The organism is Chryseobacterium sp. FP211-J200 (assembly GCF_001643375.1).
GTDB classification, from domain to species: Bacteria; Bacteroidota; Bacteroidia; order Flavobacteriales; family Weeksellaceae; genus Epilithonimonas; species Epilithonimonas ginsengisoli.
In genome coordinates this window covers 66,097-90,515 of record NZ_LSHB01000025.1, presented here as the reverse complement: position 1 = coordinate 90,515, position 24,419 = coordinate 66,097, and the positions used below count along the sequence as shown (strand labels likewise).

19 protein-coding genes are annotated in these 24,419 nt (G+C 37.9%); 13 read left to right on the top strand and 6 right to left on the bottom strand.

Translation table 11 applies throughout. The features are described from left to right. The first annotated feature begins 15 nt into the window (after positions 1 to 15). The 4 genes from AXA65_RS09360 (at position 16) to AXA65_RS09345 (ending at position 3,297) form a co-directional block, all read left to right on the top strand. The gene (locus AXA65_RS09360) at positions 16 to 249 is read left to right on the top strand and encodes a hypothetical protein (protein ID WP_063969846.1); all 234 of its coding nucleotides are present in this window, start codon (positions 16 to 18) and stop codon (positions 247 to 249) included. 24 nt (positions 250 to 273) lie between these two features. Then, complete coding sequence (locus AXA65_RS09355; protein WP_063969845.1) at positions 274 to 1,572, top strand: cryptochrome/photolyase family protein; 1,299 nt, start codon at positions 274 to 276, stop codon at positions 1,570 to 1,572. Between the two features lie 10 nt (positions 1,573 to 1,582). Next, positions 1,583 to 3,016 carry an SDR family oxidoreductase gene (locus AXA65_RS09350; RefSeq protein WP_063969844.1) on the top strand — a complete coding sequence of 478 codons (1,434 nt, stop codon included), beginning with the start codon at positions 1,583 to 1,585 and terminating at the stop codon, positions 3,014 to 3,016. Positions 3,017 to 3,120: 104 nt separating this feature from the next. Next, a complete protein-coding gene (locus AXA65_RS09345) occupies positions 3,121 to 3,297 on the top strand; it encodes a histone H1 (protein ID WP_063969843.1) in 177 nt (58 codons plus the stop codon). Between the two features lie 57 nt (positions 3,298 to 3,354). Here AXA65_RS09345 and AXA65_RS09340 read toward each other — a convergent pair whose 3' ends face one another. Together AXA65_RS09340 and AXA65_RS09335 are read right to left on the bottom strand one after the other, a co-directional pair. Then, positions 3,355 to 4,422: an SDR family oxidoreductase gene (locus AXA65_RS09340; protein ID WP_063969842.1), complete on the bottom strand. Its 1,068-nt coding sequence runs from the start codon at positions 4,420 to 4,422 to the stop codon at positions 3,355 to 3,357. 109 nt (positions 4,423 to 4,531) lie between these two features. Next, positions 4,532 to 5,110 carry a Crp/Fnr family transcriptional regulator gene (locus tag AXA65_RS09335; RefSeq protein WP_063969841.1) on the bottom strand — a complete coding sequence of 193 codons (579 nt, stop codon included), beginning with the start codon at positions 5,108 to 5,110 and terminating at the stop codon, positions 4,532 to 4,534. Positions 5,111 to 5,521: 411 nt separating this feature from the next. Between AXA65_RS09335 and gndA the strand changes: the two genes are divergently transcribed. The 4 genes from gndA to tssD all read left to right on the top strand — a co-directional run bounded on the left by gndA (position 5,522) and on the right by tssD (position 9,928). Next, positions 5,522 to 6,943 (top strand): NADP-dependent phosphogluconate dehydrogenase, encoded by a 1,422-nt coding sequence (gene gndA / locus AXA65_RS09330; protein ID WP_063969840.1) that lies wholly within the window; start codon positions 5,522 to 5,524, stop codon positions 6,941 to 6,943. An 8-nt stretch (positions 6,944 to 6,951) separates the two neighbouring features. Continuing rightward, entirely contained in the window at positions 6,952 to 8,436 is a 1,485-nt protein-coding gene (zwf, locus tag AXA65_RS09325; protein ID WP_063969860.1) for a glucose-6-phosphate dehydrogenase, read from the top strand. A 25-nt stretch (positions 8,437 to 8,461) separates the two neighbouring features. Further along, positions 8,462 to 9,181, top strand: coding sequence for a 6-phosphogluconolactonase (gene pgl, locus AXA65_RS09320; protein ID WP_063969839.1), 720 nt, complete (start codon positions 8,462 to 8,464; stop codon positions 9,179 to 9,181). A gap of 339 nt (positions 9,182 to 9,520) precedes the next feature. Beyond that, positions 9,521 to 9,928, top strand: a complete 408-nt coding sequence (gene tssD, locus AXA65_RS09315) for a type VI secretion system tube protein TssD (protein WP_063969838.1) — start codon at positions 9,521 to 9,523, stop codon at positions 9,926 to 9,928. Between the two features lie 90 nt (positions 9,929 to 10,018). Here the strand turns inward: tssD and AXA65_RS09310 are convergent, their stop codons facing one another. Further along, complete coding sequence (locus tag AXA65_RS09310; protein WP_063969837.1) at positions 10,019 to 10,888, bottom strand: tetratricopeptide repeat protein; 870 nt, start codon at positions 10,886 to 10,888, stop codon at positions 10,019 to 10,021. A gap of 8 nt (positions 10,889 to 10,896) precedes the next feature. After that, a complete protein-coding gene (locus tag AXA65_RS09305) occupies positions 10,897 to 11,385 on the bottom strand; it encodes a DUF3828 domain-containing protein (protein WP_063969836.1) in 489 nt (162 codons plus the stop codon). A gap of 686 nt (positions 11,386 to 12,071) precedes the next feature. Between AXA65_RS09305 and AXA65_RS09300 the strand changes: the two genes are divergently transcribed. Continuing rightward, positions 12,072 to 12,716, top strand: a complete 645-nt coding sequence (locus tag AXA65_RS09300) for an AraC family ligand binding domain-containing protein (RefSeq protein ID WP_063969835.1) — start codon at positions 12,072 to 12,074, stop codon at positions 12,714 to 12,716. Positions 12,717 to 13,091: 375 nt separating this feature from the next. Here the strand turns inward: AXA65_RS09300 and AXA65_RS19895 are convergent, their stop codons facing one another. Next, positions 13,092 to 13,511, bottom strand: coding sequence for a T9SS type A sorting domain-containing protein (locus AXA65_RS19895; protein WP_063969834.1), 420 nt, complete (start codon positions 13,509 to 13,511; stop codon positions 13,092 to 13,094). 14 nt (positions 13,512 to 13,525) lie between these two features. Next, positions 13,526 to 14,344 (bottom strand): hypothetical protein, encoded by an 819-nt coding sequence (locus AXA65_RS19890; protein ID WP_063969833.1) that lies wholly within the window; start codon positions 14,342 to 14,344, stop codon positions 13,526 to 13,528. Between the two features lie 335 nt (positions 14,345 to 14,679). Between AXA65_RS19890 and AXA65_RS09285 the strand changes: the two genes are divergently transcribed. From AXA65_RS09285 to AXA65_RS09270, 4 genes are all read left to right on the top strand, one after another. Next, positions 14,680 to 17,445, top strand: coding sequence for a substrate-binding domain-containing protein (locus AXA65_RS09285; protein ID WP_228391658.1), 2,766 nt, complete (start codon positions 14,680 to 14,682; stop codon positions 17,443 to 17,445). Between the two features lie 688 nt (positions 17,446 to 18,133). Continuing rightward, positions 18,134 to 19,447 carry a sugar porter family MFS transporter gene (locus AXA65_RS09280; RefSeq protein ID WP_063969832.1) on the top strand — a complete coding sequence of 438 codons (1,314 nt, stop codon included), beginning with the start codon at positions 18,134 to 18,136 and terminating at the stop codon, positions 19,445 to 19,447. Positions 19,448 to 19,742: 295 nt separating this feature from the next. Further along, a complete protein-coding gene (locus tag AXA65_RS09275; protein WP_063969831.1) occupies positions 19,743 to 21,299 on the top strand; it encodes a glycoside hydrolase family 32 protein in 1,557 nt (518 codons plus the stop codon). A 12-nt stretch (positions 21,300 to 21,311) separates the two neighbouring features. Beyond that, complete coding sequence (locus tag AXA65_RS09270; RefSeq protein ID WP_063969830.1) at positions 21,312 to 24,419, top strand: SusC/RagA family TonB-linked outer membrane protein; 3,108 nt, start codon at positions 21,312 to 21,314, stop codon at positions 24,417 to 24,419.

The window sequence follows — 24,419 nt, the reverse complement described above, 5'->3', positions numbered from 1 at the left end:
GATTAATTTTTTAAAATGAGTATAGGTTTTTTGTTTAAAAATACTCAAGATGAAAACATTGAAATGGATTCGGACAAAATCAAAAAAATATCAAATAATGAAAATGAAATTTTATTTTTATTGTTTAAAAATACTCAAGATGAAAACATTGAAATGGATTCGGACAAAATCAAAAAAATATCAAATAATGAAAATGAAATTTTATTTTTAAACTTTGGCAGAAACGGCTTTAAAATTGAAAGTAGATAAATTGTTAAAAAAGATAATCATTTAATGAAAATTAAAGTCTCGATATTTTGGTTCAGAAGGGATCTTAGAATAAAAGATAATGCGGGTTTGCATTATGCATTGGAATCAGGTTTTCCTGTTGTTCCGATTTTTATTTTTGATACTGATATTCTGGAAAATCTAGATGACAAAAGAGATAAAAGAGTAGACTACATCCATCAGGCTTTGGAAAATATCAATTCTGAACTGCGGAAATATAAGTCTAGATTGAGGACATTTCATGGAAAACCGTTTGAAATATCAATGTCTTTGTCCGAAGAATTTGATATTCAAGGTGTGTTTTGCAATCGGGATTATGAACCGCAGGCCATCCAACGTGATAAGGAATTATATGAGTATTTTCAGGATAAGAATGTTCCTTTCAAAGCTTTTAAGGATCAAGTGATATTTGATAAAAATGAGATCGTTAAAAAAGATGGACTTCCCTATACGGTCTACACACCGTTCTCGAAAAAGTGGAGAGAAAGTCTAACGCCACAGCATTATAAAATTTTCGATTTAAATCTCAAGAATCTCCTTCCATCGGAATACTCAGATATTATATCGCTTGAAAAGATAGGTTTTATAAAGTCTGACATCAAGTTCATAGTTCCAAAATTGGATCCCGAAATCATTAAAGAATATGGCAAATACCGTGATTTTCCGGCATTGCAGCGTACGACGCAATTGGGGATTGCCCTTCGTTTCGGAACGGTCAGTATTCGGGAGTGTGTTGCCTTTGCGTTGAAACATAACCAAGTATGGCTTTCAGAGTTGATCTGGCGCGAATTTTTTATGCAGATCCTTTATCATTTTCCAAAAGTGGTCCATCATTCATTCAAAGAAAAATATGATGCCATCAAGTGGCGAAATGATGAGAAAGAATTCAAGATTTGGTGCGAAGGAAAAACTGGGTATCCCATTGTAGACGCAGGAATGCGACAACTTAATGAGACAGGATATATGCACAACAGAGTACGGATGATCGTCGCTAGTTTTCTCTGCAAACATCTGCTGATCGATTGGCGATGGGGCGAGTCTTATTTTGCCATAAAACTAAATGATTATGATCTCTCTGCAAACAATGGGAACTGGCAATGGGCAGCAGGTTGCGGATGTGATGCGGCACCATATTTTCGGGTTTTCAATCCGACCACTCAGACAGAAAAGTTTGACAAAGATTTGTCTTACATTAGAAAATGGGTGAAAGAATTTGATACGCCAAATTATCCAAAACCTATGGTAGAACACAAATTTGCGAGAGAAAGGGTTTTAACAGAATATTCTCGGGCATTGAACAATTAAAGAAGATCTCATGAAAAAGATACTACTCACGGGTGCAACAGGTTATATTGGCAAAAGAATGATCAGCGTGATCACGGCACAAGGTTACAAAGTGGTTTGTTGTTGTCGGGATAAAGATCGATTTTCAAAACCGTCAGGGATAGACAGTTCTTTGATCGATGTCATAGAAATCGATTTTCTGAAGCCAGACACCTTGAAAAACATTCCTGAGGACATTTCTGGTGCTTATTATCTCATGCATTCTATGAGCAATACCGAGGATTATGAAGATGTGGAAAAAGAATGTGCACGCAATTTTGTTTCTGAGATTGAAAAAACACAGTGTGAGCACATCATCTACTTGTCAGGCTTGGTCAATCAAACCGAGCTATCGAAGCATTTGAATTCCAGATATCAGGTAGAGCAGATATTAATGGAAAGTCAAATCGCTACGACAGTTTTGCGGGCAGGAATCATCATTGGTTCAGGTAGTGCATCTTTTGAGATCATCCGTGACCTTGTAGAGAAGCTACCTGTGATGGTGACTCCAAAATGGCTGGATACCAAATGTCAGCCGATCGGTATAGCTAACGTTCTAGATTTTCTGATTTTCACCTTATTTAAAAAAGAAGCCTATCACAAAAGTTTTGACATAGGATGTGATGATGTTCTCACTTACAAAGAGATTCTTCTAGGATATGCCAAGGTCAGAGGTCTGAAAAGAAAGATCTTTACGCTACCTGTCATGACCCCAAAATTGTCTTCTTACTGGCTGTATTTCATCACTTCTACTTCCTATAATTTAGCGTCATCTTTGGTTGGGAGCATGAAAATTGAAGTCATTTGTAAGCCGGAAAGCTTAGCTGAAATAAAACAGATAACAGGAATAACACCTTTTTCTTACGTTGAAGCATTAAAGAGAACCTTGGCAAAGATCCAATCCAATGAGATCAGCTCCAGCTGGAAGGACAGTTTCATCAGCAGTAGGCATGACTCGACACTCAAAGAATATCTGGATGTTCCAAAATTTGGCTGTTTTACCGATCTGAGAAGTGCAACTTACGATGACCGCGAAAAATGTATTGATAGATTCTTCAGTCTCGGAGGTAAAAATGGCTGGTACGTGCAGAATCTTTGGAAACTTCGTGGTTTTCTGGACGTTTTGGTCGGAGGTCCTGGATTGCGTAGAGGAAGAACCCATCCCTCGAATCTTCACGAAGGTGACGCATTGGATTTTTGGAGAGTTCTTTATGCCAATCGGAAAGAGGGAAAACTCATCCTTTTTGCTGAAATGAAATTGCCGGGAGAGGCTTGGCTGATGTTCAAATTATACAAAGGAAAACTATGGCAGAAGGCAGTTTTCCGTCCACATGGACTTGTCGGAAGATTGTATTGGTATTCTGTTTTGCCGTTTCACGGAATTATTTTTAAAGGTATGGTGAAAAAACTGGCTGCACCAAAATAGAGTATATCATCCAAAAAGTTAAAAAAAGCGTTTGTTTATAATGTAAAAGTTATTTGATTTCATTTATATTTGCAACCCAATTTAACATTAAAATTATAAACTTTATGAAAGAACTTATTGAAAAGATCAGTGCAGAATTTGAAGCATTTGCTAGCGAAGCTAACCAACAATCCGAAAAAGGAAACAAGGCAGCAGGAACTAGAGCTAGAAAATCTGCTTTGGAACTGAGCAAATTGTTCAAAGAATTCAGAAAAATTTCAGTCGAAGAATCTAAGAAATAAGCGACTGTCACAAAAAATCCCTGCCATCTGAGCAGGTTTTTTTTTGTAATAGAGATGTTAAGGAATTATTTTTTCGAGCCTTAATTTTTCGAATAGATTCAAGAATGAATCTTCAGTGCTTTCAAAAACAGCGAAACCGGCCTTTCTGCTTTTAGACATATCGGTCATCACCTCGATCGGCCTTCCTAGGTCCAGGTCTGTATGCCAAGCTGAGGACAATTTTGAAAGGTCTGCTTCCTTCAATTCGTAACGTTCTGCAATCGATTTCCAAACTTGCTCTTTTCCGTTCAAGACATTTTCAAGCGGCCTGATGGACTTATCAAAGCCTTCTGCCTCGATATTAAAATGATCGGCTATCTTTTGCCATAACCATTTCCAGCGAAAGATATCTCCATTGGTCACATTATAAGCTTCATTTTTAGCAGCTTCGGTTGTTGAGGCCCATATGAGCTGTTTGGCCAGGACTTTTGCATCTGTGACATCGGAAAGACCATTCCATTGCGCTTCCGAACCCGGCCAGATAAATTTGGACCCGGTTTCTTTGCAGATCGTTGCATAGACTGCTAATGTGATTCCCATGTTCATCAGGTTGCCGATGGCATATCCGATGACGGTATGTGGTCTGTGGATGCTCCATGTAAAATGGTCTCTTTTTGAAGCTTCATAAACGACGTCTTCCTGAGCGTAGTAAAAATTGGGATATTCCAATCGTGGTTGTTCTTCTCTCAGCGGCGTTTCGGGCAAAGTTCCTTTCTTTGCATAGGCTTCGAAGGGACCTAGATAATGTTTCAGACCAGTTACGAGAGCAACATGCTGTACGGATCTCTTTGGAGACAGGACGTTCAGGAGATTTCTTACCAGAGAACTGTTGATACGAATATTTTCTTCCTCCGTATCGTTTCTCATCCAGGTATTGAAGAAAACGTGTGTCGGTGCGATATTTTCCAAGGCAATACTTAAATTCTGCTCATCCAGCAGATCTGCCTTTATGGTTCGTAGACCAGGGATGTCATTGTTCGGATTTCTTGCCAGACCGTAAGTTACCCAGCCTTTTGAGATCAATTCCTGCGCAAGATTGCTACCTGTAATTCCTGTAGAACCAACGACCAATGCAATGTTTTCCATAAGATAAATTTTAGTTGTTTAACATCTTCTTTAATGAACAACAAAGGTATAGATGCTATGAAGCTAAAATACTTGACACAGATCATGAGTTTTTCTTGATAAAGGTCAATTAGCGGAACAGTAGTTTTTTCCGGATCCGGCTGATGGTTTCGGGACTTAGTCCAAGATAGGATGCGATCAGGTTATGCGACAGTTTCTGTATCATTTCCGGATTGTTTTTTACCAGTTGAAGGTATTTTTCTTCTGCAGTAAAGTTATTGGAGACAATTAGTCTATGGTCTTTTGTAACTAAGCTGTTTTGGTACAGTATTCGGAAATAACGGTCCATTTTAGGAATTGTCAATGTGAGATTTTCATAATCTTCGTAACTGATCATCAGAAGGTCAGAGTCTTCTACAGCATCGATGGCTAGAACCGATTTTTCTTGGTTGATGAAGCTGTTGAAATCGGAGATCCACCAACCTTCGAATGCGAATAGGCTAATGCGCTCATGGCCTTTTTCATCTGTAATATAAGATTTCAAGATCCCTTTGCTCACAAAAGAAAGATGTCTGCACACTTCACCATCCCGCAATAAAAACTGTTTTTTACGAAGTTTTTTCTCAATGAAAAAGGACTTCAAAGTTTCAATTTGATTTTGGTCCAACTCAATTTTGTGGTTGATGTGAGAAATTAAGACATCGAACATGGAAAGTAATTTAATTTCAAAGACGTCGAAGGTGCGTTTTCAATAAGCTAAGATAGCATTATTAATCATATTTGGTTTACTGTATTTCATTCAAAAATTTATGAGATTGTTACTGTGAAAATATTGATTGATTCAAATTGATCTATAGACAAATGAAATATTTGGATGTAAAATCGATGATAAGGCCATTTTTTCAATACAAATTATCAAATCGTTTGTCTATCTGATAGTTAAAACTGATTTTTTTCTATGGTAAATAAAATTTAATATCAAACGAGATCACGTAACAGTAATTTCACATATTATTATGAAAAGGTCATCGGTCTCTTTTTCGCAATCTTCGTATCTTTGGTTGAGAAAAATCGGAACTGATTTTTTGAACAGAATAAATATAGTAATTTATAAGTAAAAATGGAAAAGTATAATTATGGGATTGTCGGTCTTGGTGTGATGGGAAGAAACCTCCTTTACAACATTGCTGATAACGGATTCTCGATTGCAGGTTTCGACCTTGACAAACAGAAGGTCAAAGAACTGGAAGAAGGTGCAACTTCAGGAACAACCGTTGCAGGAACAGATTCTCTAGAGGAATTTGTATCCAAGCTGGAAACGCCAAGAAAAATCGTTCTAATGGTGCCTGCAGGAAAACCTGTAGACGCCGTTCTAGAAAACATAAAACCACTTCTGAGCAAAGGCGATATCGTCATAGATGCCGGAAATTCATATTTCAAAGATACCAACAGGAGAGTGGCCGATCTGGTGACCTTAGGTCTTCATTTTATGGGAATGGGTGTTTCGGGAGGAGAGAAAGGAGCGAGGTTTGGACCTAGTATTATGCCAGGCGGAGATCTGGAAGCTTTCCACTCTGTACGTCCGATGTTGGAAGCCATTTCAGCAAAAGTGAACGGCGAGGCTTGTACTGCTTACATGGGCAAAGATGCGGCCGGACATTACGTGAAAATGGTGCACAACGGAATCGAGTATGCGATCATGCAACTCATCAGTGAGTCCTACGATCTGCTTCGCAGAGGAGCTGATTTGACCAATGAGCAGCTTTACGAAGTTTTCAAAGACTGGAACAATGGCGAGCTGAATTCATTTTTGATTGAGATCACAAGAGATATCTTCCAACAGAAAGATGAGATTACAGGCGGATTTTTAGTAGATCAGATCTTAGATAAAGCTGGATCGAAAGGAACAGGTAAATGGACCTCCGAGGAAGCTCTGGAAACTGGTGTTGCCATTCCTACCATCGATGCAGCCGTGGCATCCAGAACATTGTCTTCTTATAAGGATGAGAGAGTCCAGGCATCCAAATTATATTCGAAAGGGGAGATCACAAAACCAGAAAATACAGAATTATTCGTTCAGGAAGTTGGCGATGCACTTTTCCTTGCTACCTTAATCAGTTATACACAGGGTCTGTCATTGCTGGTTAAAGCTTCTGAGGAGTATCAATTCCACATTCCATTGAAAGATGTAGTGAAGATCTGGCGAGGTGGATGTATCATCCGTTCTTCTTTATTGGAAAAATTCTATGAGGTGTACACGGAAGATCCAAATCTGTCCAACATCTTATTAAGTAAAACTATAGCAGAGATCGTCAACTCAAAAGTAAGTTCATTGAGAAAAACAATAGCTTTTGCAACGGCCAATGGAATCTCAACACTTGGACTGCAAACTGTTTTGGCTTATTTTGATGCTTACACGACCGAAAATTTACCGGTCAATTTGATCCAGGCTCAAAGAGATTACTTTGGTGCCCACACTTATCAGAGGAAAGATCAGGAAGGTGTTTTTCATGCCCAATGGGGAAGTACAAACAATCAATAGTCGAACGGATGAATGAAAACAAAGCGTTGCAGCCAACCAGTATCATTATATTTGGTGCAACAGGAGATCTTGCAAAAAGAAAACTTTTTCCTGCATTCTATAATTTGTTCATAGAAGGAAGAATGCCGGAGAAATTCAATATTGTGGCGTTGGGACGAGCGGATAAGGAAAATGAAGACTTCAAGAATTATGTCAAAGAGAATTTGGTTCTTTTTTCTCGTAACCAAACATCGATTGAGACAGAATGGGACAAATTCTCGTCACATATCATCTATTTCAGACATCAGATCGACGAAGAGAATTCTTACAAGGAACTTGATGAAAAATTAAAAACACTTGATAATGATTATGGTGTGAGAGCGAACAGATTGTTCTATCTATCGATTGCACCAAATTTCGTTTCGGTCATTTCTGGACATCTCAAAAATGCAGTTTTAGCTCCCAATCCTGCTCAAGATCGTATCATCATCGAGAAACCTTTTGGACACGACAAGAGTTCCGCAATCGAGCTGAACAGTTTGTTGTCAAGAACTTTTGAAGAAGAGCAAATTTACCGCATCGATCACTATTTGGGTAAAGAAACCGTTCAGAATATTCTGGCATTCCGTTTTGGAAATTCGATCTTCGAACCTATTTGGAACTGCAAATATGTGGAATCTGTACAGATCACGGTTGCAGAGGAAGTTGGCGTAGAATCCAGAGGTGGATTTTACGAAGGCACGGGAGCTTTGAAAGATATGATCCAAAACCATTTGCTTCAAGTACTCTGCATGGTAGCGATGGAGCAGCCGGCTTCTTTAGACGCAGGCGAGATCCGAGACCGAAAAGTAGATGTTCTGAGATCGATCAGAAGAATACCATTGGATCGCGTCAGCCATTATGCCGTGCGAGGTCAATATGGAGAAGGCGTTGTAAAAGGTGTTAAGGTCAAAGGTTATCGTGAGGAAGAAGGTGTAGCTGCTGACTCTAACACAGAGACTTTTGCCGCTATCAAATTCTATCTGGACAATGAGCGTTGGGAAGGTGTTCCTTTCTACGTCCGTACAGGCAAACGTATGAAGGAGAAGCATTCTTATATTACAATCCAGTTCAAACCGCTTCCGCAATCCACCTTTATAGCTGGAAAACATCCACTTTCTCAGAACAAGCTGATTATCAATATCCAACCTTTGATGGATATCCGATTGCAGTTTATGACAAAAAAACCGGGATTGACCGTGGAACTGAAACCTGTGGAAATGATTTTCGATTATTTTTCCTGCAAAGAAGATACGCCGGAAGCTTATGAGACATTATTATTAGATGCCTTGGAAGGTGACCTTACCTTGTTTATGCGTTCCGACCAGGTAGAAGAGGCGTGGGATGTTGTGAAGACGATCCAGGAATATTGGGAAAACAATCCTGACCCAAGCTTTCCAAACTACAGTGCCGGAAGCAGCGGACCGGAGCAGTGCGAACTTCTGCTTCAAAGGGAAGAACATGCTTGGGAATAATTTAATTGAAATTGAAGTATAAAATATGGGCGTTACGATAGTAGATAATTTAGATCAACTTTATAAAGAGGCTGCAGATCAATTTGTTGATCTTGCCAAAGAAGCCATTCAGGAAAGAGGAAAATTTGTGGTGGCATTGAGTGGTGGAAGTTCACCAAAGGCTATTTTCAAATTGCTTGCAACTAGAGACTATGCAGAAAAAATAGATTGGAAAAATATCTATTTCTTTTGGGTGGATGAGCGTTGGGTTCCGTTGGATGATGACAAGAGCAATGCAAAGATGACCTTCGAAACACTTCTGAATGAAGTTCCAGTCAATAAAAATCAGATATTTCCAATGTTCAAAGAAGGGATTTCTCCAGAAGATTATGCTGTGGAATATGAAAATGAGATCAGAAATATCCTAGGCGAAGAAGGACGGTTTGATTTTATACTTTTAGGAATGGGTGATGATGGGCACACAGCCTCATTGTTTCCAGGAGAACAGGTCCTTAATGAAAATAAAAAATGGGTAGATGCGTACTATCTTGCACCACAAGAAATGTACAGGATCACATTGACGGCGCCGATCATCAACAAAGCTGAACACGTTTTGGTGATTACCTTTGGAGCGTCAAAAAAACACGCTTTGAATGAAGTTTTGAATGGCGAGTACAATCCTAAGTTATATCCTTTACAACTCATCAAACCTGAAAAAAGAGAATTGCAGTTTCTGACAGATTCTGAAACAGTAACATCAATTTAAATTCACTTTTTGAAATTTGAATTGATTAGCAATAATAATCTCAAAAGAAGCAACATTATAAAAGTGTTGCTTCTTTTTTTTAACAATCCTAAAGAGATTAATTTTAATAATATTGAGCTTAATTAAATCTTTAATAATCTAAAATACCAAGAACTTATTTCGATGTAGATGGCTTTGTTTGTTTGCTAATTGCCAGTTGATTATGTGTGAGGTTGGCTTTTTTAAATTTTATAAAAGTGTAGTAATTTTACTATTGAAAAAATAAATTGGTGGTTCTATCTTTGGTTTATCAAAAACAAGAAAACAAATCATTTATTAACAAATAAAATTTTAGAAATCATGGCAAACAATTCAAGAGCCGTTTTAAAATTCAACGGCGGAGCAGAGCAAAAGATCCTTAAACTTAATTATGGTGTATCAAGAACCACTGATGTATCGGGTAGAGTAGCATCGGACCCATCAAATGCGTTGATCAAGATCACCGTGGAAGCCACAGAAGATTCAGGCATCTTGGAAAGCTTACTGAACGGAAAATACAAACCTACAAATGGTGAAGTGACGTTCAACAAATCTCATGAAGAAGGTACTTTGACAACTTTGAAATGGGAAAATGGATATGTGATTCAACATGAAGTTGACTATGATGCTTTGAATGAAGATAATATGTTCATCAGTTTCGTAGTAAGTGCAGAGAAGATCGACTACGGTAACTCTGCTTACGATGGCGTTTGGCCGGGAGCAAAATAATCTCAAAATCATTACTGCTTCTTAGAAAAATAAAAGTTAATAGTCCTGATAAAGATTTCCGTTAGGTAATTTTCATCAGGACTTTTTGTTTTAATTAGTTCTATCATAAACCCGTTTTGGAATTTTTGACAGATCCTTTTTCTGAGTTTTAATCAATGAAATATATTGAATGTAATTTTCCTTCGCCTTATCTTTTTCATTAAGTTTCCAATAGACATCTCCTAAATTAAGGTAAGCCACAATTCTGTTTGGAAATTGACGGGTGATTTCCTCAAGTAAAGTTTTCGATTCTTCATTAGCGCCAATCTTCTCCAGAGCAAAAGCCTGATTGTTAGCTGATTCTACATTTATTATTTTGATCTCACTTTGTCCTACGTCTGGATATTCGATAAAAATATTTTCTATAGTCGACTGGAAATCCTGGGTTGCGAAAAGTGTCTTTTTGGAGTCATAAATGGACATGGAAGATTTGGTCAATTCAAAATTATCAGGAAGTTCTGAGCCCAATGACTGCAGATCGTCATAGGTTTTGTTGGACATGTCAAAATCTTCGACATAAATTCGATTGATCATCAATCCTTCTTGCCCAAATTTCATGATTTCCTTATCCACCAAAGTGATTCCTTGATCGGAGTAGATAAAGTCATATTTTTCCTTCATCTTCGTTGCAGACGCATTTAGTTCATACAATAATGAGAAAGAATGGTTTTCATTTTGAATCAATTCTGTAGAAATTGACATCTCATTTACGATGAGGTTTTTATAAACAATTTGTTTTCTTCCGCAGTTCAATATCAGGTCTTTGTCTTTGGTCAGAACTTTACAATTTTGATTTGATCCGTCAGCATCTGGAATGATACTTTTCGATTGTTGTTCGGAACTTACAGTGGATTTTTCTTTTTCTGATTTTTCGCAAGAGTTTAGAATAAGACCAAGAAGTACAATTATCAAATATTTCATATCAAACTTTATTTAAAATTCAGATGCTCATCGTTTAGAATAGCATCTATCAAAAATTTCCCAGCACCGTTTTTCCTAACTACAAGATCAATGTTTGTTCTTAACTCATCTTTTTCACCAAATTGTAAAAAACTTACCCTGTATTCATCATCATTTTTCAGAGCTTCGATTTTCAATGATCTTTTGATCACTTCACCATTGTAATCCTGACCTTTTATAAATGGGTCATAATCCAGAATTAGGCTTTCGGGGTCACTGCTTAAACTATCGATGCGTTTCAAAACTCTATCAGAAACAAAATCCTTCATCTGTTTATTTTGATTGAGAGGCTCATCAGCACTATAAAAATTGAGATAAAAATCTTTGAGCATCTTGACAGCCTCTTCACGATTGTCATTTTTCTCTACAGTTTGTATTTTAGGCGTTGGAACTGTTTTGTTTTCCTGTACGCAACTGTTCAAGATGATAATTGTAATTAAAAAAAATATTCTTTTCATAAATCTAGTACTAATTTGATTGATCATTCCAACGGTATAGCATATTTTTTCTCAATCGAATATTGATTTGCCTGCCAAAAGGAATTCTGTTTAAAATCCGAAACCTATTGTGTGTCATTCAAATTTGTTTAATATTAAGCTCGTTACTTTATAAAGATTGGTTTTATAAGTTGTGAGCTTTAAAAAAGTCTCTACAATTTCAATGCCTTTGTAATCGTATCCTGCCCGTAATTAATGTTTTAGTTTATGTGAAAATTGGTTAGATAAATTGGCCTTGTCAATATCTACCTCGGCTATACTTTGTGCACCTTTCGTATCATATCGTTTTCTCATTTTGATCTTTCTTTTCTGAAATCTCTTTAATTTTGAATGCAAAAATCCACTAAATTTTCACTAGTAGTATATTTGCTTCCACAAACATTTTTTTTGAAATTAAGCGTTTTTTCTATTATAAATTTTAAAAACTCAATTCTCCTAATTGTTCGGTAATTAATTATTTTAATTAGTGTAGTAATTCTACGATGTTTCGTTTTTTTATACTCAGTCGTAAATGTTTGATATTAGCATTCCTTTTTATTTTGAGTTTTGCTTGAGAATAAAATCTTGTGTACAGCTTACAAGCCATTTAATAAAAATTTATACAATGTATATTATAATTAGTCAAGATAGTTCTACATTTATCGATCTTGAAAAATCAAAGCCATCTCATCAAACAATTTGAACTTTCGTCGCAGGCAAAAGCAGGAATCGTCATTGTAAATATGGAAGGTAGGGAAGCGGAAGAACACGATGTTTCCAAGCCGCACCGTGATGATCATTGTCAATTGATGCTAGCTGTAAGTGGAGAATTTAAATTGAATATCGATTTCGAAACGATTGAATTTGTAGCGCCAGCGTTACTTTTTGTATTTCCAGAGCAGGTTCATCACGTGACAGAAGTCCAAGATCCGAAAGGATGGATGATCAGCTTTGATCCTTCATTGATTGATAAAGAAGTGCTTCAGGTTTTAGAAAATAAGTTTAACAATCCGTCTTTGATTCAGCGGGATTCTGTTTTTTTTCAGCAAATGATCATCCTAATGGATTTCATTGAAAAAGTACAATTACAAAATACCAATCACTATCTTCAAAAGAGCATTCATTCTTTGTTAAATGCACTCTTGAGTCTCATTGCTGGAGAACTGGTTTCCAATTTACCTACCATAAAAGGGAAGGAAAGACGCAGTGTCCTCATTAAGGAAAACTTCATCAAGCTGACCTCGACAGGACTTTATTCAAACCATTTATTGCAAGATATTGATAATGTTTTGAGGGTTTTAAATGATATTTAACTTTACTGAAACCAAATCAATCTTAAAAAATAATAATTGTTGAAACAACATCATATCCAATGAATGATTGTTTGCTTGCATTTGCTCATTTAGACAAAAATCCCAGCGAAATTGATGGTAATATTGATGCATTAAAAGGTTGGATTTCATTGGATTCTTAAAGAAATTGAAGACTATTAATTTGAATAATTCTGTTTTTCAAATAAATAAAAATGGCGCCACATGTTCTAAAGTGACGCCATTGTCTTATAGTGACCAACACGGCTTTGCTGGCACTTAACTGATTATAAAATTAGTTTTTTAAATATAAACACCTATTTTCAGCTCTTTTTTTATTTTAAAAATATTGACTGAACGGTAGGGTAGAGCATCAACCTATCTTTTGATGAATTTTAGAATTTTAAAAGAAGAACCTTCCTTGATCTTTATAGAGTAATTTCCAGGTACTAATTTTTCAACGTCAATGGATTTCGAATCAGAAATAATAACAATTCTTCCACTCATATCATAAATCTCACTGGATACTTGGTGTGCTGCCTCGATATTCAGAACCGATGAAACAGGATTTGGAAAAATACTGACTTTCACTCCTTTTATTTCCTTTGTGGCAAGCAGCGATTCTTTGTCTGCTAAATAAAGCAACGTGTTTTCGGTAAGTTTTTTTACATTTTCATTGTTACCTCCGGGAGCGTACCAGTCATAGATGCCTGCGCCATACCAGACAACGGTTCCGTCACTGGAATTTCTTGGGTTGAATTTTGCCCATTGAATCTCTGTTCCGTCACAGTTTTGCAAAAGCACTTCTGCATTTAAAGTAGTCTGGAACTGCTGCCTTCTTTGTGCGAGACTTGAAGTGCTTCCTCCTGCATCATCGAAAATCCTGCCCCATTTAAGATTGTACTGTAAAGCCCTGTTTTTCTTTTCAGTTCCTGCACCAAGAAATTCGATGTTAATTGAAGAGTTAGTGCAGGTTGCGGAAGTTGTGCTAATTCCTGATAGTAAGATTGATAATCCCTGACTGCCCCAATTCGTCCCCAAGCTCCTGATGAATTGGAAGGATTTGCTGCCGTGTCGCCAAATGACTGATTGGGTCTGTACTCCCAAGGATTGGAAAGTCCATCAAAAACGCCTAAAACTTCAAGCCCTTTTCCTACAAAATTACCCAGAAATAGTTTTTTTCCCGATTTGTAAAATTGTTTGATTTTCCAGATAAAGTCATCTTCCAGCTGGGTGCACTGGCCATTCCATTCGAATCCGTTTTCTCTGAGAATACAATGTTTGTCTCCATTGCCTTCTACTGTTCCACGTGGCCACTCATTCAGGCGTTCGGTAAATGTTGCGCCGTCACTTTGTATCCAGACGACGTCATAACTGCTGATGTCCGCACCTTCCGCCACATCCTGGAAGGAAAAATAACTGCCCGATACGTTTCCGGAATATTTAGGAATAAAGGTGTCCATAAACCATACGGCTGCAGCTCTGTCATCATCATATACCAATCCGTCATTTGCAGTCGGAATGTTATTGCTGTAAACATCTGCCTGTCCGATAAAAGCAATTTTTTTTGTTTGCGCATTAAAATTCGCAATGACAAGTCCTGCTAAAAGACCAAGATAAAGTTTTCTCATAATTTTGATTAGTTAAGTAATTGTTCAGATTTCTTTCAGATCATTTCGTGTCTGATCGTAACAAATGTATCTTCAAAGCCAAATCTTGTGTTTCAATTATTAATCAAAATGATGTGTTTTTGTTATCGTTGTCATAAACTCGCATCTACATTCATTTTATTGCAGTTTTAATTGTTATGAAATTGAATTTTTACAGGATTTGTACGCTTATGCTACACAATGTTTAAAATTGTAACAAGCTGATTCTGTTATTAAAAAAATACTTGGGTAGTTGTTACAAAATACCATGACCAAAAATTGTGTGTTTAAAACATCTTTATTAATATTGCGTTAATATGGACAAAGACAAAAATTATAACAAGCTTGGAATGAGGAATGTTTCCATAGTATTATTTATTTTGCTGATCTTGGTGACAGCTTGTAAAGATTCGTCCAAAAAGTCTGATAAGATTGTGATAGGATTTTCACAAGGACTGGGCAATCATCCTTGGCGACAGGCAATGAACCACTCGATGGAAATTCAGGCTTCTCTGCATTCTAATGTACAATTGACAATATCCAAAGCAGAAGGTTCTGTGAAAAAACAGATCGCTGACATCCATAAGATGATCGATCAGAATATAGATGTGATCATTATTTCTCCCATAGAACCGAATTCAATTGTTCCCATAGTGAAAAAAGCTTACAGTAGAAAAATACCGGTAATTTTGGTCGACAGAAAAATAAACTCTTCAGATTATGTTACTTATATAGGTTCTGACAATGAGGAAATTGGAAAAGAGGCGGCAAGTTATATTCTGTCAGATTCGAAAAGTTTTAAAAAAGTTATTGAAATCAAAGGTGATGACAATTCTTCTCCTACAATAGAAAGAAGTCTTGGTTTTGAAACATTAATAAGAGAAACGCCTGATGCCGCAATTGTAAAAGTTTTTAAAGGACTTCCTGTTGAGGCATTCAGAAAGACGATAGATTCAATGGGATCTCAAAATTTTTATGTCTTTGCATTTAATGATGAACTGGCTGCCAAAGCATGGCAGGTCGCCAGAAATGCAGGCTTGGAAAATCAGATCAAATTTATCGGAGTCGACGGTCTTAATACGAAAGACGGTGGTATCCAAATGGTTTTGGACGGAAAACTCAATGCTACGTTATTGTATCCAACAGGTGGGACAGAAGCAATTGAAACTGCAATTAAAATTTATGGTGGACAAGTGCCACCCAAAAGAATCAAACTTAATACAACCATCATCGACAGGCTGAATGCTGAGATCATGCGCAATCAGTTTGATAAAATTATTGAACAACAAGGTGTTATCGAAAACCAAGTTCACGCTGTTAAAAAACAGACAGACCTTTATTCCTCGCAAAGAGAATTATTCCGGTGGTCGGTGGTTTTATTGATTTTGATGTTTTGTCTTATCGCTTATGCGATCTACCTGATCTACGCCATTAAAATAAAAAATAAACAGCTGACACTTACCAATGAGAGAGTGACAATACAACGGAATCAGATTGAAACGATCGCAAACGAACTCAAAGAAAGTAATGAGACAAGGGTCAATTTTTTTACAGGGATGTCTCACGAATTCAAAACGCCCCTTACACTCATCCTGAGTTCTTTGGAATCATTAAAGGAGTGCATTATACAGAAAGGAGCTAAACCGTCATATGAAATCGAACTCATTAGTAAAAATTCCAACAGACTACTTCGTTTAATAGATAATTTATTGGATTTTAGGAAGATAGAAAATAAGACATTCAATCTAAGAGTATCAAAAACAAACATATATGACTTCACTTTCGGTATTTTCAGGGACTTTGAGAATGAAGCCCGAAAGCGAAATATTAAATTTGAAATCAATGCAGCGAATAAAAATATTGAGCTTTTTATAGACAGAAATCTGATGGACAAGGTTTATTTCAATCTGTTGTCCAATGCCTTCAAATTCACACCAGACAATGGTAAAATTGAAATATCAATTCAGGAGAAGGGAAATCAGGTGGTGATAGGTTTTAAAGACAATGGCATCGGCATTCCGGAAAAAGAAATAGGCAATGTCTTCGAAGCTTATTTCAAAGGTTCCAACAACCGTAAAAACAGCTCTGGAATCGGATTGCATCTTAGCAGACAGTTCATTGAGCTGCATCTTGGCAGTGTTGAAGTTCACTCTTTCCAGGGAACCGAGTTTATCATCAGTCTTTTCAAAGGAAACAAACATTTCAATGAAGACCAAATGGTAAAAGAAGCTAGTCTTTTGAAGGCTGAGACCCTTTTAAATAATGACGTTATGACTGGAATAGAAGATGATGTTTTTGTGCCTGATCAAGCAATGGATGGCGAGCGTTATTCTTTGCTGTTAGTTGAGGACAATTCTGATTTATCCTTTTTCTTAAGCAATAAACTGAAATCTGAATTTGACGTGACAACATCCGACGGAACAGACGCCATTGACAAAGCCTTAAACGAAATTCCTGATATCATTGTCTGCGATGTCAATCTGCCCGACAAAAATGGTTTTGAAATCTGCGAAATCTTGAAAAATGACCTCAGAACATCGCATATTCCGGTCATTTTACTCACAGTTTTGGACAATAAAGAATCTTATCTTCAGGGACTGAAATCCGGCGTCGATCTTTATCTTACCAAACCATTCAGTTACCCGATTCTCATTCAATCTTTGCGCGCATTACTCTATAATCGGGAGAAACTTCGGTATTATTATACCAACAATATTGGCAGAATTGTGGACAGCAAATCGTTCGGAAGTATAGAGCAGACTTTTGTTAATAAATTGAATCAAATTATCCAGGCCAATATCGACAATGCCGAATTTTCCGTTGAAAATCTCGCTGACCTTCTTAACATCTCACGAATCCAGCTTTACAGAAAGATTAAAGCAATGTTTGATGTGAATGTGAGCGATTATATCAGCAACATCCGACTGGAACAGGCAAAATCGATGCTTCAAAACCCCGAACTCACCATTTCCGAAATCGCTTACAAAATAGGCTTCTCTTCCCCGAATTATTTCTCCACCGTTTTTAAAAACAAGTTTGGCGTTTCCCCAAATGTTTACAGGAAAAGTGCAGGAGAGGAGTGATACTTTTTTGGAATAAGTTTGGAATCTTATGTATATGATAAATGTAAACTCATTCCGATTGACAAAAATACTCTGAAATATCAATAGGAACTGGCTTCAGCCCGTTTTTAATTAAGAAAAATTAATTGACTTTAGCTAAAGCTTATAATAAATTTCGGCTAAAGCCAATTCTACATTACAAACTTCAAATCGGGCTGAAGCCCAACGCTATTCATATCCAATAATTTTTGAAATTAACGAATTGGTCGGCGTAGCCAAAATTAATTTCTAACATTGTAATATTATCGAACTTAGTTTAAAAGCAATAACCAAAGATGGGTTGTTGCTTTTTTATTTTGTCAGGTTCCGATTTCGGTCAATTCAACCACACCAACATCCGTTCAAACTCCTAAAAATTCCCAAAAACCACGTAACAATTCTGTAGATCGATGTTACATTTTTGATACGTTATTATAATTTATCAAAATTATTTAATTATAATATTCTGTTTTTCAGTATCTTATATTAAGTTAACAAATAATTAACCTTAACGTAATATTTTGTTACATAATTAGACCTTCCCATTACCATCTCAGGATATATTAGCCACAAACAAATTAATAATTCTATTGATGAAATCGCTCATCCGTAAATATAATTGATAAAGAGCGATTCCATCTTACTCATAAAAAATATTAAATATATACAGATGAACAAAATTGTATTGTGGTCCGTTACCGCTGCATTGGCAGGATTTCTTTTCGGATTCGATGTTGTGGTAATTTCTGGGGCCGACAAAAAACTGCAGGCGCTTTGGCAAAGTTCAGATGCTTTCCACGGAGCAGTCGTGATGGGGATGGCGTTATGGGGAACCGTTATCGGTGCCATCTTCGGCGGAATCCCGACCAACAAATTCGGACGCAAAAAAACACTCTTGGCGATAGGCGTCTTGTATGCCCTTTCCGCTATAGGTTCAGCATTATCGAATGACCCCTATATATTTGCATTCTTCAGATTTATGGGCGGGTTGGGCGTTGGAGCTTCAACCATCGCTGCGCCCGCATACATTTCCGAGATTGCGCCGGCAAAAGACCGTGGCAGATTGGTTTCCTTATATCAGTTCAACATCGTTTTAGGAATTTTAGTGGCGTTTTTATCCAATTATCTACTCAGCGGAATTGGCGATAACGATTGGCGTTGGATGTTGGGCGTGCAGGCTATTCCGGCAACAATTTACACACTATGCGTTTTCATCATTCCGGAAAGTCCGAGATGGCTCGTTTCACAAGGCAGAATAGAAGAAGCCAAAAAAGTGATGAAAATTGTGAGTCCAGATCAGGATTCCGAAGCTGTTATCGCTCAGATGGAAGACGACCACGCCGATGCACCAAAGGAAAATATTTTTATGAAAAAGTACCGTTTCCCATTGATGCTGGCTTTCCTGGTTGCATTTTTCAATCAAATGTCGGGAATTAATGCATTCTTATATTACGCTCCAAGAATTTTTGAAGAGGCTGGTTTAGGCGAGAAAACTGCCTTACTCAGCAGTATCGGAATCGGGATTGTAAATATGGTTTTCACACTTGTTGGTGTTAACCTCATCGACAAAGTAGGTAGAAAAACATTGATGTTCATTGGTTCCATTGGTTATATCATCTCACTCGGATTGGTTTCTTTGGCGTTCTATTTCCATTGGTCGGGTTTGGCAATTCCAATATTTTTATTTCTATTCATCGCTTCGCACGCCATTGGTCAGGGAACGGTAATCTGGGTTTTCATTTCCGAGATTTTCCCGAACCATCTCCGCGCATCCGGACAGGCATTCGGAAGTTCCACCCACTGGGTTTTAGCAGCAGTAATTCCGTCGTTGATACCAACCTTATTCTCTACCATTGGTGCAGGAACAGTCTTTTTGATTTTTACCATTGCAATGGTTTTCCAGTTGTTGTTCGTGATTTTTATGATGCCAGAAACCAAAGGCGTATCCTTAGAAAAATTGAGCAAAACCTTAACGAAAGAATAAAAAAAATCTGCAAAATCAGACAAATCTGCGAGAAATAATTTAAAGGAGAATTATTTGGGCAGCTATATCCGCCCTCCGTTCCCGCTTTTTTGCTCGTCGTGCCTCCTCACAAAAAGAGCTCCACTCAGGTCGGGCTGCGGGAGTCTGTATAAAACGAAGTTTTGTCATAAAAATACAATTTGGCTTCCTTATATATCTGATTGAAAACTATCTCAGGTAAAAAAAACGAAAAAATTCAACCTTTATAAAAAAAATAAAATCTGCTAAATACTCAGGAATCAATAAAATAATCGTAATGAGAAAAATAATATCAACCTTAATTATCGCTGCCACTTTCCAATCAGGACTCCACGCACAGTCGGATGCCACACCATCGGAAGAACAGCTGTACCGCCCCAATTTTCATTTCACACCAAAAAAAGGCTGGATGAATGACCCAAATGGGCTCTATTATAAAGACGGCGTTTACCATCTATTTTTCCAGTATTATCCTGATGGCAACAAATGGGGACCGATGCATTGGGGACACGCAACCAGTAAAGACTTGGTGAGATGGGAAGAACAGCCGATTGCACTTTATCCTGATGATTTGGGATACATCTTCTCAGGAAGTGCGGTGGTGGACAAAAACAACACTTCCGGTTTTGGAGATTCTAAAAATAATCCTGTGGTTGCCATTTACACATACCACAATCCAAACCGTGCAAAAGACGGCAAAATTGATGTAGAATCTCAGGGAATAGCTTATTCTCTCGACAACAGCAAAACCTGGACAAAATACAGCTCAAACCCGGTATTGAAAAACCCTGGAATCCGTGATTTCCGTGATCCGAAAGTCATCTGGGATACCAAGAGAAAACAATGGGTAATGGCTTTAGCAGCGCAGGACAGAGCGCATTTCTACACCTCCAAAAATCTCAAAGACTGGACTTTTCAATCCGAATTCGGTAAAGAGCTGGGTGGTCACGGTGGTGTTTGGGAGTGTCCTGATTTATTTCCGTTAAAAGTGGAAGGTTGGAAAGAAGAAAAATGGGTGCTGATTGTGAATATCAATCCGGGTGGTCCGAATAAAGGTTCTGCAGGACAGTATTTTGTTGGTGATTTTGATGGCAAAACATTTAAAATAGATGAGCATTTTACTAAACAACTTCAGCGAGAAAAAGCTGTGTGGCTGGATTGGGGCAAAGACAATTATGCCAGCGTTTCATTTGATAATGTTCCTCAGGATAAAAGAATCATCATTGGTTGGATGAGCAATTGGGAATATGCGCAGGAAGTGCCCACCGAGCTTTGGCGAAGCAGTACGACTGTTGCAAGAGAAGTTTCGCTCAAGAAAACAAAAGACGGCTATATTCTCAAAAATGTGCCGGTTACGCAGCTGAAAAAATATCAGGGAAAGCCAATAACTAAAAAAATTAGTTTAAAATCCGAGAATCGGTTGATTACCAAATCTGACATTAATTTATCCAAAGCGGTTATTGATTTAGATTTAAAAAAGATGAATGCAGGAAAATACACTTTCTCTTTGAAAAATACTTTGGGAGAAGAAGTTCTTTTCGGGATTGATAACAAAACAAAAGAACTTTTTATAGACCGTTCAAAATCTGGTAAAACAGATTTCGGGAAAAATTATGCAACGCCAATTACCAAAGCTCCTTTGAACGAAATTTATGTGAACGCCAAAATGAAACTGGTCATCGACAAAACTTCCATAGAAATCTTCTTCAACGACGGCGAAAAAGTTCTGACAGAAATCTTCTTTCCGAACGAAAATTTCTCAGAACTGACTTTAAATACAAATACGAATGGAGCTTCTCTAGAATTCAATGCTTATCAGATTAACACCAAATAAAAACTATATTATATGAAGAAATCTAAAATGGCAATCGCTCTTTGTCTTCTTCCGTTTTCCTACATTTTTGCCCAGGAAATTGTGAAGGGTAAAGTGCTTTCACCAACTCAAAAACCTTTGAGCGGGGTTACGGTTACTGTTTCCGAAACAGGAACTATGACAACCACCGACAGTAATGGTGCATTTCAAATCAATGATTTGCAGAAAGGAAATACACTTGTTTTCAGCTATCCCGATTATTCCACTCAGGAAGTAGTTTTAGATGAAAAAACGGTGCTTAACATCGTTCTGGCTGCGGAAAAAGTAAAAAACATTGACGAAGTTGTAGTAACCGGCTATACCAAGCAGAAAAAAGCTGACATCACAGGCGCTGTTTCCATCGTCGATATGAAAGACCTGAACAAACAAGGCGAACCGAATCCCATCAAATCTCTTCAAGGAAGAGTGGCAGGATTAAACATCTCTACGGACGGTTCGCCTTCCGGAGGCAATACCAAAATCCTCATTCGTGGGATTAGTACCTTGGATGGTGGCAATACAGACCCGCTTTTCGTGATAGACGGCGTTCCTACAAAAGCGGGAATGCACGAGCTGAATCCTGCCGACATTGAAACAATGCAGGTGCTGAAAGATGCTTCATCCGCAAGTATCTACGGTTCCAGAGCTGGAAATGGTGTGATTATCATTACCACGAAAAAAGGGAAGAAAGGCAAGATGAGAATTGACCTGAATTATTACACCGCTTTTTCCCAATATGCGAAAAAAACACCTGTTCTAGATGCGAAACAATTTGGGCAGGTGCTTTGGCAGGCGAATATCAACGATGGACTGAACCCGAATTTAAATAATCTAAGCTATAACTTCGATTGGGGCGTTCAGAATGGTGTTCCAACTTTGTACAACAGCTTCGTTCCAGAATATCTGGATGCAGCGAAAACCATCAAATCTGCCAATACCAATTGGTACGATGAGGTTTCCCAAACCGGCGTTGCCAACTCTTTGGATGTTGCGGCCTCAAGTTCATCCGATAAAGGCTCCTATTATTTCTCGATGGGTTATTATAATAATGACGGCATAGTAAAACTGACCAATTTCAAAAGATTGTCTGCGCGTGTGAATACTTCGTACAATTTTTTCGATGGTAAATTGAAAATCGGGGAAAATTTTACCTATAACAAAACCAACGAACTGATGGACCCCGGCGTTTTGGACCCTGCTTTGAGAGCGTTGCCGATTATTCCTGTTCATACGGTGGACGGAATCGGGTGGGGCGGTCCGGTTGGCGGGATGAACGACCGTCAGAATCCTGTCCGTCTTTTGGAATACAACAAAGACAACGGTTACCGCTACCAACGATTTTTCGGAAATGTTTATGCGGAATTGCAACCGGTTAAAAACCTGACTTTGAAATCAAGCTTCGGGGTTGATTTTTCCAACTATTATAAAAGAATGCTGCAAAGAAGCTATGTTTCAGGTTATCTTAAAAATGACAAAAACGCTGTAAACATCGACCAGTCCGATACTGAAAAATGGACGTGGTCCAACACGGCACAATACACTGCAAAAGCTGGAAATCACCACTTCGATTTATTGGGCGGAATGGAAATGTACAAAGATACCTACAACAATACCTGGCTCAGAAAAGAAGGATTTCTGATAGAAACGCCAGATTATATGTATCCTGATGCCGGAACTGGCGATGCCTTCAATGGCGGTAGTTCTACTTATTACAGCTTATTGTCCTACTTCGGAAAGTTCAATTATGATTATGATAATCGATATTTATTTTCTGCAACGGTGCGTTATGACGGTTCATCAAGATTTGGAAAAAACAACCGTTTCGGAACATTCCCGGCATTTTCTGCGGGATGGAGAATTAACAAAGAAGATTTTGCGGAGAAAGTGATTCCGTTTTTCTCAGATTTAAGGTTGAGAGCCGGTTGGGGACAAACTGGAAATCAGGAAATCAGCAACTCTGCGGTGTATTCGCTTTACATTGTCAATTATGCAGGCGGCAATCCAACCTGGGCGACTTCTTACGGAACAGCTTATGATATTTCCGGTGTTGGAAGCGGTTTGTTGCCTTCAGGATTCATCGCCACACAAACTAAAAATGACGATTTGAGGTGGGAAACTACCACGCAAACCAATTTAGGTTTGGATTTTGGAGTTTTCAATCAGAAGCTGACGGGAAGTGTGGATATTTATAAAAAAGAAACCAAAGACCTTCTCGTATTGCCACCTTATATGGCCGTGATTGGCGAGGGCGGAAACCGATGGATAAATGGTGCTTCAATGGAAAACAAAGGTATTGAAGTGGCTTTGGGTTATGCCGATAAAACTGCGGGTGGATTTGGCTACGAGATTTCGGGGAATTTCTCTATGAACCGAAATGCAATTACCGAGTTACCACAATCGGTTATCAACAATTATGGTGGTAATGGTACAACAGATAATATCCTCGGAAGACCAATCAACTCAATGTACGGTTATGTAGCCGATGGACTTTTCAGAACACAGTCCGAAGTGGATAATTCTGCCACACAGCCGGGCAAAGGATTGGGAAGAATCCGATATGCTGATTTAAATAATGATGGAATCATCAACGACAAAGATAGAACGTGGATAGGCAATCCGAATCCGGGATTTATGTACGGGATCAATCTGAATTTCTCCTACAAAAACTTCGATTTATCAACATTCTGGCAAGGAATCAGCGATGTGGATGTCATCAATTCCAAAAAATATCAAACCGATTTCTGGAGTGTAGATGATGTAGGTTCCAACAAGGGAACTAGGTTGCTGGATGCCTGGTCGCCACAGAATCCAAACTCTGATATTCCGGCTCTTACGACAGTAGACAGTAATGCAGAATCCAGATTTTCATCTTATTACGTGGAGAATGGAAGTTATCTGAAATTGCGAGTGGTGCAGTTGGGTTACAGTATTCCGAAAAATGTATTGGAACAGTATAAAATCACCAATTTCAGAATTTATGTCAGCGCACAGAATCTTCTGACCCTCAAATCCAAAAGTTTCACAGGCATCGACCCGGAAACACCGGCCTTCGGTTATCCGCTTCCTTTGACCTTCAATTTTGGAGTTAATTTATCCCTTTAA

Coding starts and splice junctions, on each gene's coding strand:
- AXA65_RS09355 (WP_063969845.1), top strand. CDS start 274: ATGAAAATTAAAGTCTCGATATTTTGGTTCAGAAGGGATCTTAGAATA.
- AXA65_RS09310 (WP_063969837.1), bottom strand. CDS start 10,888: ATGAAATATTTGATAATTGTACTTCTTGGTCTTATTCTAAACTCTTGC.
- AXA65_RS09270 (WP_063969830.1), top strand. CDS start 21,312: ATGAAGAAATCTAAAATGGCAATCGCTCTTTGTCTTCTTCCGTTTTCC.
- AXA65_RS09305 (WP_063969836.1), bottom strand. CDS start 11,385: ATGAAAAGAATATTTTTTTTAATTACAATTATCATCTTGAACAGTTGC.
- pgl (WP_063969839.1), top strand. CDS start 8,462: ATGGGCGTTACGATAGTAGATAATTTAGATCAACTTTATAAAGAGGCT.
- zwf (WP_063969860.1), top strand. CDS start 6,952: ATGAATGAAAACAAAGCGTTGCAGCCAACCAGTATCATTATATTTGGT.
- AXA65_RS09285 (WP_228391658.1), top strand. CDS start 14,680: ATGGACAAAGACAAAAATTATAACAAGCTTGGAATGAGGAATGTTTCC.
- AXA65_RS09275 (WP_063969831.1), top strand. CDS start 19,743: ATGAGAAAAATAATATCAACCTTAATTATCGCTGCCACTTTCCAATCA.
- tssD (WP_063969838.1), top strand. CDS start 9,521: ATGGCAAACAATTCAAGAGCCGTTTTAAAATTCAACGGCGGAGCAGAG.
- AXA65_RS19890 (WP_063969833.1), bottom strand. CDS start 14,344: ATGAGAAAACTTTATCTTGGTCTTTTAGCAGGACTTGTCATTGCGAAT.
- AXA65_RS09345 (WP_063969843.1), top strand. CDS start 3,121: ATGAAAGAACTTATTGAAAAGATCAGTGCAGAATTTGAAGCATTTGCT.
- AXA65_RS09360 (WP_063969846.1), top strand. CDS start 16: ATGAGTATAGGTTTTTTGTTTAAAAATACTCAAGATGAAAACATTGAA.
- AXA65_RS09340 (WP_063969842.1), bottom strand. CDS start 4,422: ATGGAAAACATTGCATTGGTCGTTGGTTCTACAGGAATTACAGGTAGC.
- AXA65_RS09350 (WP_063969844.1), top strand. CDS start 1,583: ATGAAAAAGATACTACTCACGGGTGCAACAGGTTATATTGGCAAAAGA.
- AXA65_RS09335 (WP_063969841.1), bottom strand. CDS start 5,110: ATGTTCGATGTCTTAATTTCTCACATCAACCACAAAATTGAGTTGGAC.
- gndA (WP_063969840.1), top strand. CDS start 5,522: ATGGAAAAGTATAATTATGGGATTGTCGGTCTTGGTGTGATGGGAAGA.
- AXA65_RS09280 (WP_063969832.1), top strand. CDS start 18,134: ATGAACAAAATTGTATTGTGGTCCGTTACCGCTGCATTGGCAGGATTT.